The 16,571-nt window shown below is 66.0% G+C and carries 16 protein-coding genes; 8 read left to right on the top strand and 8 right to left on the bottom strand.

The features are described 5' to 3' along the window. Nucleotides 1-10: 10 nt before the first annotated feature. Nucleotides 11-1,501 carry a cysteine--tRNA ligase gene (gene cysS, locus EGD98_RS08465; RefSeq protein ID WP_220587899.1) on the bottom strand — a complete coding sequence of 497 codons (1,491 nt, stop codon included), beginning with the start codon at nt 1,499-1,501 and terminating at the stop codon, nt 11-13. A 262-nt stretch (nt 1,502-1,763) separates the two neighbouring features. Then, nucleotides 1,764-2,237, bottom strand: coding sequence for a DUF7523 family protein (locus EGD98_RS08460; RefSeq protein ID WP_220587898.1), 474 nt, complete (start codon nt 2,235-2,237; stop codon nt 1,764-1,766). Between the two features lie 240 nt (nt 2,238-2,477). Between EGD98_RS08460 and EGD98_RS08455 the strand changes: the two genes are divergently transcribed. The 3 genes from EGD98_RS08455 to EGD98_RS08445 all read left to right on the top strand — a co-directional run bounded on the left by EGD98_RS08455 (nt 2,478) and on the right by EGD98_RS08445 (nt 5,929). Next, entirely contained in the window at nt 2,478-3,806 is a 1,329-nt protein-coding gene (locus EGD98_RS08455) for a hypothetical protein (RefSeq protein ID WP_220587897.1), read from the top strand. An 84-nt stretch (nt 3,807-3,890) separates the two neighbouring features. Further along, nucleotides 3,891-4,769 carry a CbiX/SirB N-terminal domain-containing protein gene (locus EGD98_RS08450; protein WP_220587896.1) on the top strand — a complete coding sequence of 293 codons (879 nt, stop codon included), beginning with the start codon at nt 3,891-3,893 and terminating at the stop codon, nt 4,767-4,769. A gap of 80 nt (nt 4,770-4,849) precedes the next feature. Next, nucleotides 4,850-5,929, top strand: a complete 1,080-nt coding sequence (locus EGD98_RS08445) for a DR2241 family protein (RefSeq protein ID WP_220587895.1) — start codon at nt 4,850-4,852, stop codon at nt 5,927-5,929. Here the strand turns inward: EGD98_RS08445 and EGD98_RS08440 are convergent. The 3 genes from EGD98_RS08440 to EGD98_RS08430 all read right to left on the bottom strand — a co-directional run bounded on the left by EGD98_RS08440 (nt 5,926) and on the right by EGD98_RS08430 (nt 8,165). Then, nucleotides 5,926-6,489 carry a DUF7524 family protein gene (locus EGD98_RS08440; protein WP_220587894.1) on the bottom strand — a complete coding sequence of 188 codons (564 nt, stop codon included), beginning with the start codon at nt 6,487-6,489 and terminating at the stop codon, nt 5,926-5,928. The two genes, EGD98_RS08445 and EGD98_RS08440, sit on opposite strands and share 4 nt — an antisense overlap. Nucleotides 6,490-6,530: 41 nt before the next feature. Further along, complete coding sequence (locus tag EGD98_RS08435; protein WP_220587893.1) at nt 6,531-6,725, bottom strand: methytransferase partner Trm112; 195 nt, start codon at nt 6,723-6,725, stop codon at nt 6,531-6,533. A gap of 63 nt (nt 6,726-6,788) precedes the next feature. After that, nucleotides 6,789-8,165 carry an adenylosuccinate synthase gene (locus tag EGD98_RS08430; RefSeq protein WP_220587892.1) on the bottom strand — a complete coding sequence of 459 codons (1,377 nt, stop codon included), beginning with the start codon at nt 8,163-8,165 and terminating at the stop codon, nt 6,789-6,791. Between the two features lie 251 nt (nt 8,166-8,416). Here EGD98_RS08430 and EGD98_RS08425 point away from each other — a divergent pair, with 251 nt between their 5' ends. Then, nucleotides 8,417-8,722, top strand: coding sequence for a hypothetical protein (locus EGD98_RS08425; RefSeq protein WP_220587891.1), 306 nt, complete (start codon nt 8,417-8,419; stop codon nt 8,720-8,722). A 12-nt stretch (nt 8,723-8,734) separates the two neighbouring features. On the opposite strand, the gene EGD98_RS08420 is transcribed toward EGD98_RS08425, so the two are convergent. After that, the gene (locus EGD98_RS08420) at nt 8,735-11,185 is read right to left on the bottom strand and encodes a DUF7527 domain-containing protein (protein ID WP_220587890.1); all 2,451 of its coding nucleotides are present in this window, start codon (nt 11,183-11,185) and stop codon (nt 8,735-8,737) included. Nucleotides 11,186-11,339: 154 nt separating this feature from the next. Between EGD98_RS08420 and EGD98_RS08415 the strand changes: the two genes are divergently transcribed. Genes EGD98_RS08415 through ctaD form a run of 3 tightly spaced genes read left to right on the top strand, consistent with a single transcriptional unit; the run spans nt 11,340 to nt 13,972 of the window. Further along, entirely contained in the window at nt 11,340-11,735 is a 396-nt protein-coding gene (locus EGD98_RS08415; protein ID WP_220587889.1) for a DUF7541 family protein, read from the top strand. Between the two features lie 47 nt (nt 11,736-11,782). Further along, nucleotides 11,783-12,118, top strand: a complete 336-nt coding sequence (locus EGD98_RS08410) for a DUF6684 family protein (RefSeq protein ID WP_413229570.1) — start codon at nt 11,783-11,785, stop codon at nt 12,116-12,118. Nucleotides 12,119-12,178: 60 nt separating this feature from the next. Then, nucleotides 12,179-13,972: a cytochrome c oxidase subunit I gene (ctaD, locus tag EGD98_RS08405; protein ID WP_220587888.1), complete on the top strand. Its 1,794-nt coding sequence runs from the start codon at nt 12,179-12,181 to the stop codon at nt 13,970-13,972. 122 nt (nt 13,973-14,094) lie between these two features. Here ctaD and EGD98_RS08400 read toward each other — a convergent pair whose 3' ends face one another. Continuing rightward, nucleotides 14,095-14,283, bottom strand: coding sequence for a hypothetical protein (locus EGD98_RS08400; RefSeq protein ID WP_220587887.1), 189 nt, complete (start codon nt 14,281-14,283; stop codon nt 14,095-14,097). Nucleotides 14,284-14,484: 201 nt separating this feature from the next. Between EGD98_RS08400 and EGD98_RS08395 the strand changes: the two genes are divergently transcribed. Continuing rightward, complete coding sequence (locus EGD98_RS08395) at nt 14,485-14,766, top strand: DUF7520 family protein (RefSeq protein ID WP_220587886.1); 282 nt, start codon at nt 14,485-14,487, stop codon at nt 14,764-14,766. Here the strand turns inward: EGD98_RS08395 and EGD98_RS08390 are convergent, their stop codons facing one another. Beyond that, nucleotides 14,767-16,461: a methylmalonyl-CoA mutase family protein gene (locus EGD98_RS08390; RefSeq protein WP_220587885.1), complete on the bottom strand. Its 1,695-nt coding sequence runs from the start codon at nt 16,459-16,461 to the stop codon at nt 14,767-14,769. Between the last annotated feature and the right edge of the window lie 110 nt (nt 16,462-16,571).

Below are 16,571 nucleotides of genomic sequence, written 5' to 3'. Positions count from 1 at the left end.
AGCAGTTCGGTCAGCCGCCGTCGCCGAGCCGGTAGGTCGGTCCGTCGTCGGTGTCCTGAACCTCGACGCCCAGCGCTTCGAGTTCGTCCCGCAGTTCGTCGGCCCGTTCGTAGTTGCCCGCCGCCCGTTCGTCCTCGCGGGCCTGGAGGACGAGCTCGACGAGATCGCCGGCCAGCGACACGTCGCCCCCGTCGCCGCTCTCGCCGAAAGCGAGACCGAGGACGCCGCCGCCGAACTCCTCGAAGGTCTCGACGACCCGCCGGAGCGCGACGTAGTCGTACTCGTCGCGGTCGTCGACGTAGGCGTTGACCTCGCCCGTGAGGTCGAGCAGCGCGGTCATCGCCTCGCGGGTGTTGAAGTCGTCGTTCATCGCCGCTTCGAAGGTCTCGCGGGCGTCCTCGACGGCCGCTCGGAGCCCGTCGTGGGTGACGGTGGCGTACGCGTCGACGTCGTCACAGGCCTCGACCGCGCGCTCGTAGCCCCGCTGGAGGCGGTCCCAGCGCTCCTGGGCTTCCCCGATGGTCTCCTCGCTGTAGGTTGCTCTGGAGGTGTAGGCCGTCGACAGGAGGAACGTGCGAAGGACGTCCGGGCCGAACTCCTCGACGGCCGCGCTCACGGTGAAGAAGTTCCCCAGCGAGGAGGACATCTTCTCGCCTTTCGTCTCCAGCAAGCGGACGTGGAGCCAGTAGTCGGCGAAGCGCTGCCCGGTTGCGGCCTCGCTCTGGGCCACCTCGTTTTCGTGGTGAGGGAAGACGAGGTCCTGCCCGCCGACGTGGATGTCGATGGTCTCGTCCAGATGGGCCATCGACATCGCCGAACACTCGATGTGCCAGCCGGGCCGGCCTTCGCCCCACGGCGAGTCCCACGTCTGGGCCGTCTCGCACGCCTCGTCGGCGGGCGCGGCCTCGGGGTGCTGGTGGTCTTCGATGTCCTCGGGGTCGACGCCGCCGGCCTTCCAGAGGGCGAAGTCCGCTGGGTTCCGTTTCTCACCGGTGGTCTCTCCCTGTGACTGCAGGTCCTCGACCGACTGGCCCGAGAGCTTGCCGTACGCTTCGAAGCTGGTCACGTCGAAGTAGACGGAACCCTCTACCTCGTAGGCGTGGCCGCTCTCGACGAGCCGTTCCACGAGCGAGATGATCTCCGGGACGTGCTCGGAGACGCGCGGGTACACCTCCGCGCGGTCGAGGTTCAGCGACCGCATATCGGTGAGGACTTGCTGGACGTAGTGGCGCGCGACGTCGGCCTCGCTCTCGCCGTCCTCGCCGACGCGGGCGACGATTTTCTCGTTGACGTCGGTGAAGTTCTCGACGTGGCGGACGTCGTACCCCAGCCACTCCAGCCACCGGGCGATGACGTCGACGTGGACCCACCCGCGGGCGTGGCCCAGATGGGGCGGGTCCGACGTGGTGAGCCCGCAGTAGTACAGCAACACCGAATCGGGGTCACGTGGCTCGAAGGGCTCTGTCTCGCCGGTCAGCGTGTTCGTCACGCGCAGCGTCATTACCTGTTTTCTCTCTATCGGGCCGCTTGAAGGCGTCGGAACGAGTCTTTTGCTCTCACTCTGCAAGTGTTCGTGAGGACCGCAGTGATTTGAACCGCCAGAAAGCCCCGGGCCGTTGCGCTCCCGCGACTCGCTGTGCTCCTCGGTCGTTTCACTCCCTGCGGTGCTTACTTCGCCGGGGTTCGCGCAACGGCCCGCCCCTTTCATTCCTGCCTGGGACGGACCAACGACCTGGCACCAAGCGGGTGGTTCGGTTCGCCGGCTACCGACCGACGGCAGCCTCGACGACACGGAGGGCGTCGGGACCGTCGCGTCGTTCGACCGCGACCACGAGGGTCTCGTCGCCGACGCCGGCGGCTTCGACGGCGATATCGGCCGCGCGAAGTCGGCCGAGCGTGTCTCCGAGCGCCGCGGGTTCGAGGTCGCCGCTGGCGACGATACCGGTCAGCGAGCCGGCGCCACCGGCCAGGCGGGTCTCGCCCACCACGAGGAGCGCGTCACCGTCGTCGACGCGGCCGAGGCCACTCTGCATCGAGACCCGCGCCTCGCTCTCGTAGCCCGGCTCGTCGGCCAGTTCGTCTGCGAAACGCCGCAAGGCGGTGGCGACGGCGTCGGTGTCGCCGTCCACGTCGAGCGTTCTGGCGGCTGCGGTGTAGTTGACGACGCCAGCGGCGAGCGCGTCGTAGAGGAACGGGCGCTCGCGGACGGCGTCGCGTGTCGCGGCGGCAAGTGACATGTCCCGTTCTCGGTGGGCAGGGGGCAAAAGTGTGGCCGGGCTCGGGCCATCCAACCGGCACCTCTCGGTGTTCGAGTGTGCGCTCGCCGCTTCCCGATGGTGTGACGGGCAGTCGAGAGCACCGTCCACCGCAGACGGCCCCTGGATAGCCAAGTTATTTATTGTATACTGTATAATTCATGCGTTAGACAACTGGGCTGGCTACGGTCTGGGAACCGTCTGCCAACTGGGGTGAACGATGTGGGGCAAGTTATCGACGTAACCGATAGGGAGGACAATCTCCCCGAGGCGCTCACCAATACCATCAAAACCGGCTTCCGGTCCGGCGAGTATCTCGCAGACCGGCCGGCGATAGACGCTGTCGAGGACGACGAGACCGTCGCGTACGTCCTGACGAACCAGCGACAGGGTATCGCGATACAGGACGGGACGACCAGCACCGTCCTCCCGGATAGCCGGTACGAGACCGTCGTGGTCGTGACGGACCGACGGGTCATCGCGCTGGTCGGCAAGATGGGCGGCGACCGACAGTTCACGCTCGATATCGAAGCGATTGCAGACGTCGACACGACGAAGAAACGGCGAACCGGGACGTTGACTATCGACCGTGCCGACGGCACGACCTGGAAGATTCAGACGGCGGCCAGCGGGCTCTCCGGGGTGGCCACCTATCTACAGGACAGAAGCGATACGTGTCGGGAACCCGGTCGGATGCGTGCCGCTACGCAGTCGATACGGGGGTTGCTGGACAGCACTGTCGGGTCGGCGAAGTCGTTCGAACGCGATCAGGTGGCCGAGCTGATACCGGCCATGGACGAGTCGACGCCCGGGCGGTCCATGGAAACCGACACGCCGACAACGTCCTCGGGGTCGACCGGGAGTTCGGACACGGAACAGGACGCCGACAAACCGGACACGGAGACTGCGATAGACGACATCCTGCAGGCGCTCGCGAAGACCGACTGGCGGGCCCGGGGAGCCCAGCCCGAGAGCCCGTTCGACCTGCTCGCCGAGCGCGAGGACGAACTGGTCGGCGTCGTCGTCAACTGTCCCGATGACGGGCATATCGATCCCAGTTTGATAAAACGCTGTGACGCGATATCCGGCGCGGCCGGGACCGACACCGTGATGCTGGCGACGACCGGCACGGTCCGGCCCGGGGACGCGCGACTGGCCGCCGACCTCGGTGTTCGACTCCGTAACGTGGCGACGATGCGCGACACCACGGACCCGCCTGTCGTCGAGGCGGTGACGGAGATGGTCACCAACGTGCTTACAGAGACCGGCTGGACCGTTCGACCCGAGGGCGCGGGCCCGTTCGACCTGCTCGCGGAGTGTGGGGACGAACTGATGGGTATCGTGGTTCACAGCCCCGAAGACGGGACGGTCAGGAGCAGTATCCAACACTGCGACCGTATCACCGGGGCGGCCGGGACCGACACCGTGATGCTGGCGACGACTGGGACGGTGCGGGACGCCGACGCGGAGCTGGCCGACGAGCTCGGCGTTCGGCTGGTCAAGTCGGACTCGCTGGGACAGCGCCACGTGACCAGAATCGTCCACGAGTAGGGCGCCGTAACCGAGTTGTCTCGTCAGGTCCAGTCCTGCGTGCGTGGCGAAGCCCCTAAGGCCGATTCGTACTAACGGCCGTCTATGGACCAAGCGCTCGTCATCGCCGCCCACGGCTCGCACCTGAACGCCGAGTCGAGCTCGCCCACGTTTGCACACGCGGACACCATCCGCGCGACCGGCGCGTTCAGCGAAGTCAGAGAGTCCTTCTGGAAGGAGGAACCGCACTTCCGGGAGGCGCTGCGGACGGTGGACGCCGAGGAGGTGTATCTCGTGCCGCTGTTCATCTCGGAGGGCTACTTCACAGAGCAGGTCATCCCGCGGGAGTTCCGTCTGGACGAGTGGGACCCGGAGCTGTGGGACTCCGACGGTACGAGCGCCGATTTCGCCACGCTCACCGCCGACGACACCGGCCAGACCGTCCACTACTGCGGACCGGTCGGTACCCACGACTCGATGAGTGACGTCATCGTCCAGCGCGCGAAGTCGGTGACCGACGACCCCGACGTGGGCGAGGGAGTCGGCCTCGCGGTCGTCGGCCACGGCACCGAGCGCAACGAGAACTCCGCGAAGGCTATCGAGTACCACGCCGACCGCATCGCCGAGATGGACCGCTTCGACGAGGTGAAGGCGCTGTTCATGGACGAGGACCCCGAAGTCGACGACGTGACCGACTTCTTCGAGAGCGACGACATCGTCGTCGTTCCCCTCTTTATCGCCGACGGCTACCACACCCAGGAGGACATCCCCGAAGATATGGGGCTGTGTGAGGACTACCGCGGCGGCTGGGGCGTTCCCGAGACCGTCGACGGCCACGACATCTGGTACGCCGGCGCCGTCGGCACCGAGCCGCTGATGGCCGACGTCGTCCTGGAGCGGGCAGCCGAGGCCGGAGCCGACGTGAGCGCGGCCATCGAGCAGGTCCGCGGGGAGAGCGGCGCGGGGCCGGCGGCGGGCGACTGACCCACTGGGCCCGTCCGGCCCACCGCGGCAACTGCCGAGGGAACCGACTCGCTTTTTTTGTCTCAGTCCCGTGGTCCCGTATGAACGAGGACCCGGTGGACGCGCTGGTGGCTACCGCGCCGGACGGCATCGACTTCGACGGCCTCCGCGTCGAGGTCGGCGAGGACGGCTACACGTTCGAGACACCCGCCGAAGCGACCAGCGGGCTCGACGAGGCCGCTCTCCGAGAGAGTGCGGCCGCGGACCCTCACGTGGGGAACTGGTATTTCTGGCACGCGGTCGCGCCACAGACGGACGCCCGGTGGGCGTTCCTGCGCTGGCTGGAAGGCGCCGAGGAGCACACAGTCCCGGCACGCTACGACGCGCTCGCCGACGGCCTGGCGACCGAGTGGGGCCAGCTACAGGTCACCGTCTCCCTCGACGGTGACTACGGTCGAACCTACGACCTGCGACACGTCGATGACGCGGCGACCCCCGCCGACGGACTGACGGCCCACGAGGACCCCCTCGATGCGCGCGAAATCGCCAAGCACGACGACGACGGCGACTATCGCCCGCTGAAGACCGCGCCGTCGCTACAGACCGGCTGGCAGTTCCCCGACCTCGACCCCGCGGACGTCGTGGAAGCCGTCCACGCTTTCTACCCGGCGACGGTCCAGAACTGGCACCGCGAGCGCGAGGGCGAACTCGACGTCGACCACTGGCACGAGACTGTGGAACGCCAGACCGGCATCTACGGGGTCGTCCGCACCTGGGACCGCGGCGAGGGGTACGAACACGTCAACTGGGTCGCCGAGGCCTGCTGTGACGACTCCCAGTGCCTGAAACGCCGCGAGTGGGACTACGACGAGGAGACGGAGCTAGACGTAGACGGCGGCGACGGCGAGTTTCCCTGCCGGGAGCCCTGCTCGCTGGTCGTCGCGGCCGCGCGCCAGTGGACGAAACTGGAGGGCGAGCAGGCCCAGACCTACGAGTTCGAACTGACCCCGAGCGAGAAAGAGCAGGTCGAGGAGATAATAGACGCCGTCGCCGACGGGCGGGCCGGGGACATCCGTGAGGCCGACGTCTACGACGGCGCGAACCGCTACCGCACGCGGTTCCTGCGGGCGAAGCTGTTCGACGACGACGGCAACCTCGCCGGTGTCGAGACCGACGACTAGGGCTGGGCTGCGAGCAGCCAGGCGACGGTACCGATGATGAGGAGGGCAACGGTGAGCGAAGCGACCACTGCAACGACGCTGCCGAAGACTGCCCCGGCACCCACCGCGAGCCCGACGGCCAACCCGCTCGCGGCCAGCAGGGGGCCCAGCGGAACCGACCCGACGGTCGAGAGCCCTCCGTCGTCGGTCCGTGGTTGCGGTTTCGCCAGCTCCTCGTCGACCTGGACTGACTCGTCGGTGGCCGCCGGCTCGGTCAGCACCACGTCGACGAGGCGGGTCGTCGAACCGTAGGCGGTGACCACTTTCAGGTTCCCGCGGGCGCGACCGTCATCGGTCCGTCGCACCCGGACTGTGCGTTCCCCGCCGCCCTCGACGTGATGATTCGGGGCCTCGATGGCGGCCTGTTCGGAGAGGGCGTCGTCGAGATGGAGGTGGACGTGCGTGGACTCGCCGTGGTTGACCAGCACCACGTCGAAGCTGTCGCTCGCCTCGAAGCTGTCGGGGACCGACAGGCTGTGGAGGGACTCCCGATTGACGTGGACAGTCAGGGCGTCGGACACCCTAGGCTGTCAGTCGCGCCGAAAGAAAAACCTTCAGGCGGTTACGCGGGGGCTTCCTCGCGCATATCCGGCGGGAGGAGGTTCGGGATGCCGTCCTCGATAGGGAAGCGCTCACCGCACTCCGTGCAGGTGAGGGTACCCGAGAGAATCTCCTCGTCGTCGCGCTCCGCGACGTCGAGGTCGAGGTCGTGTTTGTCCAGCGGACAGCAGATGATGTCCATCAGGTCCTCTTTCATACCCGCTGGTCGGAGCGGTAGGAATAAAAGGATACTGTCTGCCGACAATCCCGTCGTCCGTGCCTAGAATGGGCGCTCGCGGACGATAGTCTCGCCGCGGCCGGGACCGACGCCGATGGCGTAGGCCGGCGTCTCCAGTTCGTCCTCTATGTACTCGACGTATGCGCGAGCGTTCTCGGGCAGCGCCTCGAACCCCTCGCTGGCGGCCGAGCCCCAGTCGACTTCGGGCCAGCCGTCGAAGGTTCGGTACGTCGCCTCGCAGCGGCCCCACTCCTCGGTGGTGGCCGGCAGCGTGTGCAGCTCCTCGCCGTCGAGCCGGTAGGCGTCGCCCACTTTGACCTCGTCCAGACCGGCCAGCACGTCGAGGTGGTTGATGGCGAGGCCGGTAAAGCCCGAGACGCGGGCGGCGTGGCGCAACATCGGCATGTCGAGCCAGGCGACCCGTCGGGGCCGGCCGGTGACGGTGCCGTACTCGCCGCCCTCCTCGCGAATCTGGGTCGCGAGTTCCTCGTTTTCCCCTTGGCCCTGTTCCTCGTAGCCGGGCGTGTCGCCGACGACGCCGCCCAGCTCCGTGGGCAGGGGTCCGCTACCGACGCGGGTCAGGTAGGCCTTGACGATACCGATTACCTCGCCGCCGCCGACGACGCCGGGGCTGAGTCCGGTGCCCGTTGTGGCGCCGCCCGCGGTGGGGTTCGAGGAGGTTACGTAGGGGTAGTTCCCGTGGTCGATGTCGATGGTAGTCCCCTGGGCGCCCTCGAGCATCACGTTCTTTCCCTCGGCCATCTTCTCGGTGAGGAAGACGCTGGCGTTGACCGTCATGTCCTCCTCGGCGAAGCGCTCACCGTAGTCGCGGAACTCCTCGTAGAGGGCCTCGACATCCAGCGCTTCGGGGTTCTCCAGGTCGTCGACGTCCATGCCGTAGACGTCCTCGACGACGGCGCGTTTCTGCGGGACGATGTACTCCAGTCGCTCACGGAGCACGTCGGGGTGGAGCAGGTCGCCGGCCCGGATGCCCCGGCGGCCGGCCTTGTCCTCGTAGGTCGGGCCGATACCCCGGCCCGTGGTGCCGACTTCGCTGTCGGATTCGCTCTTGACTTGCTCTTCGATACCGTCGAGCACGCGGTGGAACGGGAAGATGATATGCGCGCGCTCGGCGATACGCACGTCCGGGTCCAGACCGCGCTCCTGGAGTGTGTCTAGCTCGTCGAACAGTGTTCGCGGGTTGACGACGCAGCCGTTGCCCAGCACGCCGACCTTGCCGCGGATGGCTCCGCTCGGGACGAGGGAGAGCTTGTAGGTCTCACCCTCGTGAACGACGGTGTGGCCGGCGTTATCGCCGCCCTGATACCGCGCGACGACGTCCACGTCGTCGCCGTACAGGTCGACGATGCCGCCCTTGCCCTCGTCGCCGAGCTGTGAGCCGACGATGGTTACGGTCATCGACCGGACGTTCCGTCCACCATGATAAACAGATTACGGTCTCACAGTCCCGATTGCCAGCCCCGCCGACCGCGGTCGGCGGTCACCCGAACGCTCCGACGGCGACACGCACACCACGCTCGCACACGCCAACACCTCCCATGTGAAACGTTACGACGGTTTTAAGAGCCCCGCATCTGTACGGTGAAACCGGCAAGGTCGGGTGTGCGAGGGTAACTTTTAAACCCACCCAACACAAGTTAACAATTGCCATGATAGACAGGCTTGAGAAGGAAGTCGACATGCTGGAGCGCCATCTGCAGGTGCTTCGCATGGTAATAGAGAACGAGCCTATCGGAATCGTGAAGATGTCCAACGAGACGGGCTACCCACACCACAAGGTTCGCTACTCCCTTCGCGTTCTCGAAGAGGAGAATCTCATCGAGCCCTCCAGCCAGGGCGCGATTACCACAGAACAGACCGGCGAGTTCGTCGACGACCTCGACGAGAAGATCGACGAGATAATCGACAAACTCGAGGGAATGAAAATCGACGACGCCGCAGAGATAGAGAGCTAAGCGGCCTCTTTTCTAGAGTTCCGGGACGGCGAGGTGGAACTCCTTGTTTCGCGCTTCGAGCAGACAGAGGTGGTAGCCGCCCTTCCGCGAGAGGTTGACGAAGCTCTTGCGTTTGTCGCGACTGAACAGGCCACTCGACGTGGCTTCCCTCGCCGTCTCCAGCGCCTCCGGTTCGAAGAAGCTGCTCGTGACGAGAAACGCCGCCGCCAGCGAGTCCGAGGCCGACCCGACTCGCTCTGCGTTCCGGACGATGTCGGTCATCTGCCCGTCGGTCGCGGGCTGGCGGGCGTCGTTGATGTTGGCGACCACGAGCGGATTACCCATCCGGTCGCGGACGACCACGTCGAAGGTCTCCTGTGAGCGGTGTTCCTGGCCGTCCTCGGTGTAGGTCACCGACACCTTCCCGTTGAGTTCGGCGCGGTCGACCTTCGGGATGGCGTCGTAGAGCACGCCCATCGCGCTCTCGTGCCCGGTACTCTGTATCTCGTACAGTAGGTTCCGGACGAGCCAGTCGACGAAGCGGTACTGGATGCTCCCGTGGAGGAACTCCTCGAAGGCCTCGCCGTCGACGACCGCCTCGTCGGCGTCGAACTGGGTGTGATACTCCAGCCGGAGGTTCTCCTCGACCGACGCTCTGTCGGCGCTCCCGCTCTGGGCCGTCTCCAGCGTCGCCTCGCCCTTGGAGTGGTAGCGGACGAAGAGGTTCGTCCCGTCGATGGCCTCGGCCGCCGAGAGCGTTTGCTCGCTCGGCGCGGTCCCGCCGGCCGCTGCCAGCTCTTCTTCGAGTCGTCGTATCTCCGCTCGGGCCTCCTCCAGCTCGTCGAGCAGCCGGTCGCGTTCGGCGGCCAGATCTTCGTTCTCCGCCGAGAGGTCGCGTATCTCGCCTTCCAGCTCCGCGATCTCGGCCTCGCGCTCCTCCAGCGTCGCCTGTAGCTCCGGGGACGGTGTCGACTGGGAGTCCTGGGACTGTGACTTCTGGGTCGCTGCCGAGGTCCCCGACTGGGACTCGGTCGACTCAGGGTCAGCCGCTCCCGCCGTCGAGGAACTGTCTGCCGACGCGGACTCGGCGGACGGGGACTCCGACGATGTCGACTGCGTCGCCGTCGTCGATTGCGTGGGCGTCGTCTGCTCTGGCGTGGAGCTGGACCGTTCGGGGTCCAGCGACGGAATCGACCGGGTTTCGAGGTCGCTCACCGCGTCGTTGTCGACCGCCCCGGCCGCGGTCTGACTGTCTCCCACTCCCTCGTCCGTCGATGCCGTCCCGGTCCTGTCTGTCGGGGAATCGGCCGTCTCGGCCTGGGTAGTCCTGCCGCCGGACGGCTCCGGGGGCTCTGTCCTGGCCTCGGCCGTCCCGCCGTCTTTCGGTGTCGGCTCGGTCTCGGTCCTGGCCTCGGCTGTCCCACCGTCTTTCGGTGTCGGCTCGGTCTCGGTCCTGGCCTCGGCCGTCCCGCCGTCTTTCGGTGTCGGCTCGGTCTCGGTCGGGGCAGGGTTCGCCGGTTCGGTTGGCCCAGACTCCGCGTCGGTGGCGGGCGCCTCCGCCGTGGTCCCGCTGTCGGCCCCAGTAGTATCCGTCTCGTCGCGCTGTGTCCTGTCGACGGCCGCCCCCTGACTCGCACCGGCCGCTTTGGACCCTGGTGGTCCGGCCGCGCCGCCCCCTCGTTCGGAGACGTCCGTGGCAGACGCCGTTCCGGACCCGGCGTCGTCGCTCGGGTCCGACCGGTCGCTCGCAGTGGCCGCGCTGTCGTCGGCGGACGAGTCCGAACCTGCATCGCTGGCCGGGTCCGCCGCCTCCTCGGCTGGCGCGCTGTCTGTCGTCGTCTCGCCCGACGCCGCTGTCGCCGTTTCCTCGGGCGCATCCGCTCGTTCGTCGACCGCCGTGGCCGACCCAGCCACCGCCTCCTCGGTATCGTCTGTCGGTGTCGTCGGTTCGGGAATCTCGACTGGCTCGATGTCGGCCGGCATGACCTTGTAGATACCCACTTCGCCGTCGGCCTGTTCGAAGGCTTCCTCGTCCGTGATGAGCCGCTGTGAGTTCCCTACCCAGGCGACGCTCATCGAACGCCCCTGGTGGTAGACCATGTAGTAATCCCCCGAGAGCACGTTCTCGGACAGCTCGACAAACCCGGTGAAGTTCCCGTCTTCGAGCGTCCGGTCGACGTCCGAGATCGGCGTGTCCTCTGTGTAGTACTGTGCCCGCGGGCTGTCCGCCCGGTCCTGCATCACGACCAGCAAAGGTAATGCATCGTGTGGCGCTGCTCGTGCGGTGCCGTCGGCGCCATCGAAGGCTTCGATATCGCCCTCGAGGACGCCGACGACGGTCCCGTTCAGCATGAAAAGCTGTGTGGGGCCAGTCGTGACGGCACCGGAGAAACCCTGGTCGGAGAGGGACTGGAGTCCGTCGTAGCCGCCGTCGAAGGGCACCGTGTCCCACTCGGATACTAGCTCTACCGTACGCATACTCATTACCTTCACCAAGCCGTATCGCAGACAAATAGTTTGTGCCACGTCTGACGCCGCGCGAACACGCGAACGAAACCACCCTGGGCACGGGCCAGCTGTACCACTTACCGGCAGGAGAGTCCGATGGGCATATCACGCCCCACACCTAACTGCGGGTATGGAAGAGCAACCCGGATTGAGCGACCAGTACCGGACAGCGAGTCCGTGGCCGGTGTTCGTCGCGCTGGGCCTTGTCCTCTCTGAGATCGGCGTCTTCATCGGCCTCTTTCCGGTGGCCGTCTTCGGACTCATCCTCTTTGGCGGCTCCATCGCCGGTATCCTCACCGAGTCGGGCTACGTAACGCGGCCGTGGCCGACAATGGTCGGCGTCGGCGTCGTGCTGGCTCTCATCGCTGCGGGGCTGGCCGTCGCGTACGTCCCGATATCGTCGATTACGGTCGCCAACATCGGTAACGGGCCGGTTCTCACCCGTCTCGTCGCCGTCGCGGTCGCGGGCGTCGTGATGGTGGCGATGGGCGGGGTCGGCTCGGTCATGGAACAGACCAAGGTCTGAGGCAAACCACCAGTCTATTTACTGTCCCACTCCGATTCCCCCAACATATGGAACTGTTCGGGTTCGACAAGGACACGCTGCTGGACCTCACTGTCAACGTTATCCCGCTTGGTATCATCCTCTTTTTCATCGCGGCCTTCGCGGTCGTGAATCCGTTCGGCTTTGACGCCGTCTTCAGCGGGCTCCAGTTCTCGCTGATGGTCTCGATGTTCCTGCTGCTGGCGGTGCTGACGTACTACGCCGGCAAGGCCATCGAGGGCGCGGAGGAGGCGGCCGACCACGCCGCCATAGAGGAACCGAACGCCACGACCGGTACGCTGGACGACGAGGAGTCCCAGGATGGGGAACTGGCCGGCGAAGACGACGAGCTCCCCGAGGCGTAACGACTCAAACCGGCCGGCGGAACCGCCCCTTTCATTATCACTCAGTCCTGACGTGCGTCTATGGCTGTAGGAGATCTAGTGCTGACGGGGTTGATGGCCGTCCTCCTCGTCGGCATCATCGCGCTGCTCACGCGCATCGAGAACTGGCGGTCGTACACGCCGCTTGCCGGAGGTGGCACCGCGACCGGTGAGGACGCCGCCGTCCTCAACCGGGAGAAACCCGCGGGTATCATCCGCTGGCTGACGACCGTCGACCACAAAGACATCGGATTGCTGTACGGGCTGTACGGTATCATCGCCTTCGCCGTCGGGGGTATCATGGCGATGCTCATCCGCGTCCAACTCATCGCCCCGGGCGGAGCGATACTGGGGGCGAACGCGTACAACTCAATCCTGACGAGCCACGGCATCACGATGCTGTTCCTGTTCGGAACGCCAATCATCGCGGCCTTTGCGAACTACTTCATCCCGCTGCTCATCGGTGCCGACGACATGGCGTTCCCGCGTATCAACGCCATCGCGTTCTGGCTGCTCCCGCCCGCCGCCCTCCTCATCTGGGCCGGGTTCTTCCTGGCGCCGGTCACCGAGAACATGATCGAGCCGGCACAGACGGCCTGGACGATGTACACGCCCCTGTCGGTCGAGCAGGCCAACCCCGGCGTCGACCTGATGCTGCTGGGGCTGCACCTCTCGGGGGTCGCCGCGACGATGGGTGCCATCAACTTCATCGCGACCGTCTTCACCGAGCGCGGTGAGGACGTCAGCTGGGCGAACCTCGATATCTTCTCGTGGACCATCCTCACCCAGTCGGCGCTCATCCTCTTTGCCTTCCCGCTGCTGGGCAGCGCTATCGTGATGTTGCTGCTGGACCGTAACCTCCAGACGACGTTCTTCGCCGTGGAGGGTGGCGGCCCGCTGCTGTGGCAACATCTGTTCTGGTTCTTCGGCCACCCCGAGGTGTACATCCTCGTGCTCCCGCCGATGGGCCTGGTCAGTCTCATCCTGCCGAAGTTCTCCGGCCGGAAGCTGTTTGGCTTCAAGTTCGTCGTCTACTCCACGCTGGCTATCGGCGTGCTCTCCTTCGGCGTGTGGGCCCACCACATGTTCTCGACGGGGATGGACCCGCGACTGCGGGCCTCCTTTATGGCGGTCTCGCTGGCTATCGCGATACCCAGCGCCGTCAAGACGTTCAACTGGATTACGACGATGTGGAACGGCCGCCTGCGCCTGACCACCCCGATGCTGTTCTGTATCGGCTTCATCTCGAACTTCATCATCGGCGGTGTCACCGGCGTCTTCCTCGCTGCAATCCCCGTCGACCTGGTGCTGCACGACACCTACTACGTCGTGGGTCACTTCCACTACATCGTCATGGGCGCTATCGGCTTTGCCGTCTTCGCGGGCATCTACTACTGGTTCCCCGTCTTCACCGGTCGGATGTACCAGCGCACGCTCGGGAAGGCCCACTTCTGGCTCTCGATGATCGGGACCAACCTCACGTTCTTCGCGATGCTGGCGCTGGGGTATCTGGGTATGCCGCGCCGCTACGCGACCTACCAGTTCGACGGCGCCATCGCGCCGCTGGCACAGGTAAGCACGTACCACCTGCTGGCCACGGTTGGCGCCTTTATCCTGCTGGTCGGCCAGCTCATCTTCGTCTGGAACCTGCTGCAGTCCTGGCTCGAAGGGCCGAAGGTAGAGGACGGCGACCCGTGGAACCTCGAGCGCGACGGAATGCTCGACAAGGAGTGGGAGTGGTACGACCGCAAGCTGGAGACGGCTATCACCGACGGCGGCGAGGACGACGAGAAATCTGCGCTGACCGACGGCGGTGAGCCGAAATCGGACGATTGAGGCGAACTACGTCAGAACCTCGTTCTGACGGCAGTGAGGTGAGCGAAGCGAACCGAACCTCGTCGGAGCCCCGCTCCGACGGCGGTGAGCCGAAAGCCGACAACTGACGACGCCGTTTTTCGTTACTCTTCGAGTTGCTCGTAATCGGTCGTGAGCACCAGCAGCGTCCCCAGCCCCGAGGCCGCGACCAGTAGCGGCAACGATTCTCCGGTCGTTCCGGTGTAGTAGGCCGCACCGGTGGTCGCGAATCCGAGGAGGACAAACAGCGGGAGCCGGACGCGCTTGTGGAGGTCGAGCGGGGCGGCTGTCATCTGAACTGTCTTTCACAGACAGTGGGTGCGAAAATAAGGTTTGGGGCGGCTCAGCTCGCACCCGAGACCAGCACGATAGCGGTGATGAACATCATGATAGCGATGCCCGAAAGCACGATAAACAGGAGTTCCTTCTGTGACATACGCGGCCTTGGGGCCGGAAGTGAAAAAGGCTAATCGTCTCGCGTCCCAAACCAACCTATGAGTCAAGAGGTCGGCGAGACGCCCGGCGAGAAAGTCGTCGTCCAGATATACGTCATCATCGTCGCGCTGGCGGGGGTGATGGGCTTTGTCCTGGGGTCGATTCGACCCGCCGACCTCGAGCCGGCACTGTTTGGCGTCATCGCCTTGCCGCCAACGCCCTTCGGCGTGGCCCTGTACGGGATGGTGACTATCGGCGTCGGGCTCGGTGTCCTGCTGGGGCTGGTCATCTACGTCTCGCGCCGGACCGACGACGCGGCCGGCCGTCGGAACCCGGAGTAATCACGGCGTCTCGCGGTACTCGCCGAACTGCTCCCTGAACACGTCCATTATCTCGCCCATCGTGGCCTGGGATTTCACCGCCTCGACGACGGACGGGAGCACGTTCTCGTCGGCGTCGACGGCGTCCGCTACGTCGGCAAGCGCCCCAGCCACTGCGTCGTCGTCTCGCCCGGCTCTGACCGCTGCCAGCCGCTCGCGTTGGCGTTCCTGTACGTCCTCGTCGACGGTCAACACGTCCGGTTCGGGGTCCTCCTCGACCGTGTAGGCGTTGACGCCGACGACCAGTTCCTCGTCGCGTTCGACCCGTTGCTGGTACTCGTAGGCCGAATCCTGAATCGCCCGCTGGAAGTACCCCTGCTCGATACCCGCGAGCACACCGTCGCGCATCGAGCCGTCGCCCAGTTCGTCGCGGATGTGTTCGATGTGGTCCATCGCCTTCCGTTCTATCTCGTCGGTGAGTGACTCGACGGCGAAGCTCCCGCCCAGCGGGTCGACGATGTCGGCCGCGCCGGACTCCTCGGCGATAATCTGCTGGGTCCGCAGGGCGACCCGGACGGCCTGCTCGGAGGGCAGGGCCAGCGCCTCGTCGAAGCTGTTGGTATGCAAACTCTGGGTCCCGCCCAACACGCCCGCAAGCGCCTGGATGGTCACACGGACGACGTTGTTCAGGGGCTGCTGGGCGGTCAGTGACTGCCCGGCGGTCTGTGTGTGGAACTTCAGTTGCTTGCTCGCCGCCGCCTCGGCGTCGTACCACTCGGCCATGGCGCGGGCGTAGATACGCCGGGCCGCCCGGAACTTCGCTACCTCCTCGAAGATGGCGTTGTGCGAGTTGAAGAAAAAGGACAGCTGTGGGGCAAAGTCGTCCACGTCCAGCCCGCGCGCGAGGCAGTCCTCGACGTAGGCGAAGCCGTCGGCCAGCGTGAAAGCCAGTTCCTCGACGGCGGTCGCGCCCGCCTCGCGGATGTGGTAGCCCGACACCGAGACCGGCTTGAACGACGGGGTCTCCCGGCTGGCGAACTCGATGACGTCGGTGACGAGCTTCAGGGAGGGCTCCGGGCCGACGACCCACTCCTTCTGTGCGATGAACTCCTTGAACATGTCGTTCTGGAGGGTGCCCCGCAACTGCTCGCGTGGGACGCCGCGCCGGTCGGCCAGGGCCAGATACATCGCGTAGACGACGGGCGCGCTCGGGTTGATGGTGAAAGATGTCGAGACGTCGGCGAGGTCGATGTCGTCGAACAGGCGGTCCATGTCGTCGAGGGTATCGACCGCGACGCCCTCCTTGCCGACCTCGCCGTCGGCCATCGGGTCGTCCGAGTCCAGCCCCATCAGCGTCGGCATATCGAAGGCGGTCGAGAGGCCGGTCTGGCCCTCGTCGACGAGGTAGTGAAAGCGCTCGTTGGTCTCCTCGGCGGTGCCAAAGCCCGCGAACTGCCGCATCGTCCACTGGCGCCCGCGGTACATCGTCGGGTAGACGCCCCGCGTGTACGGTTCCTCGCCGGGAAAGCCAAGGTCCCGCTCGTAGTCGGTGTCGGCGACGTCCAGCGGCGTGTAGAGACGGTCGACGTCGAGGTTCGAGACGGTGGCGAATCGGTCGCCCCGCTCCCCGTAAGCGTCCATGGCCGGGCCGAGGGTCTCTTCTTCCCAGTCGGCTTTTGCCTCCCGTATCGCCCGGAGTTCCTCGTCGTCGTACATACCATGTGGTACGGTAGCTGTTGACAAGTGTGTTCTGCCCACGGTTTCTTTCGGTCTTGGAGACGTCTCGCGCCGGGCTGGACAGCACCGCACCTCCGCGGCTCCCGATG

Source organism: Haloarcula salinisoli (assembly GCF_019599405.1).
Lineage (GTDB): Archaea > Halobacteriota > Halobacteria > Halobacteriales > Haloarculaceae > Haloarcula > Haloarcula salinisoli.
The sequence above is the reverse complement of the archived record's forward strand: the minus strand, read 5'-3'. Positions and strand labels throughout refer to the sequence as shown.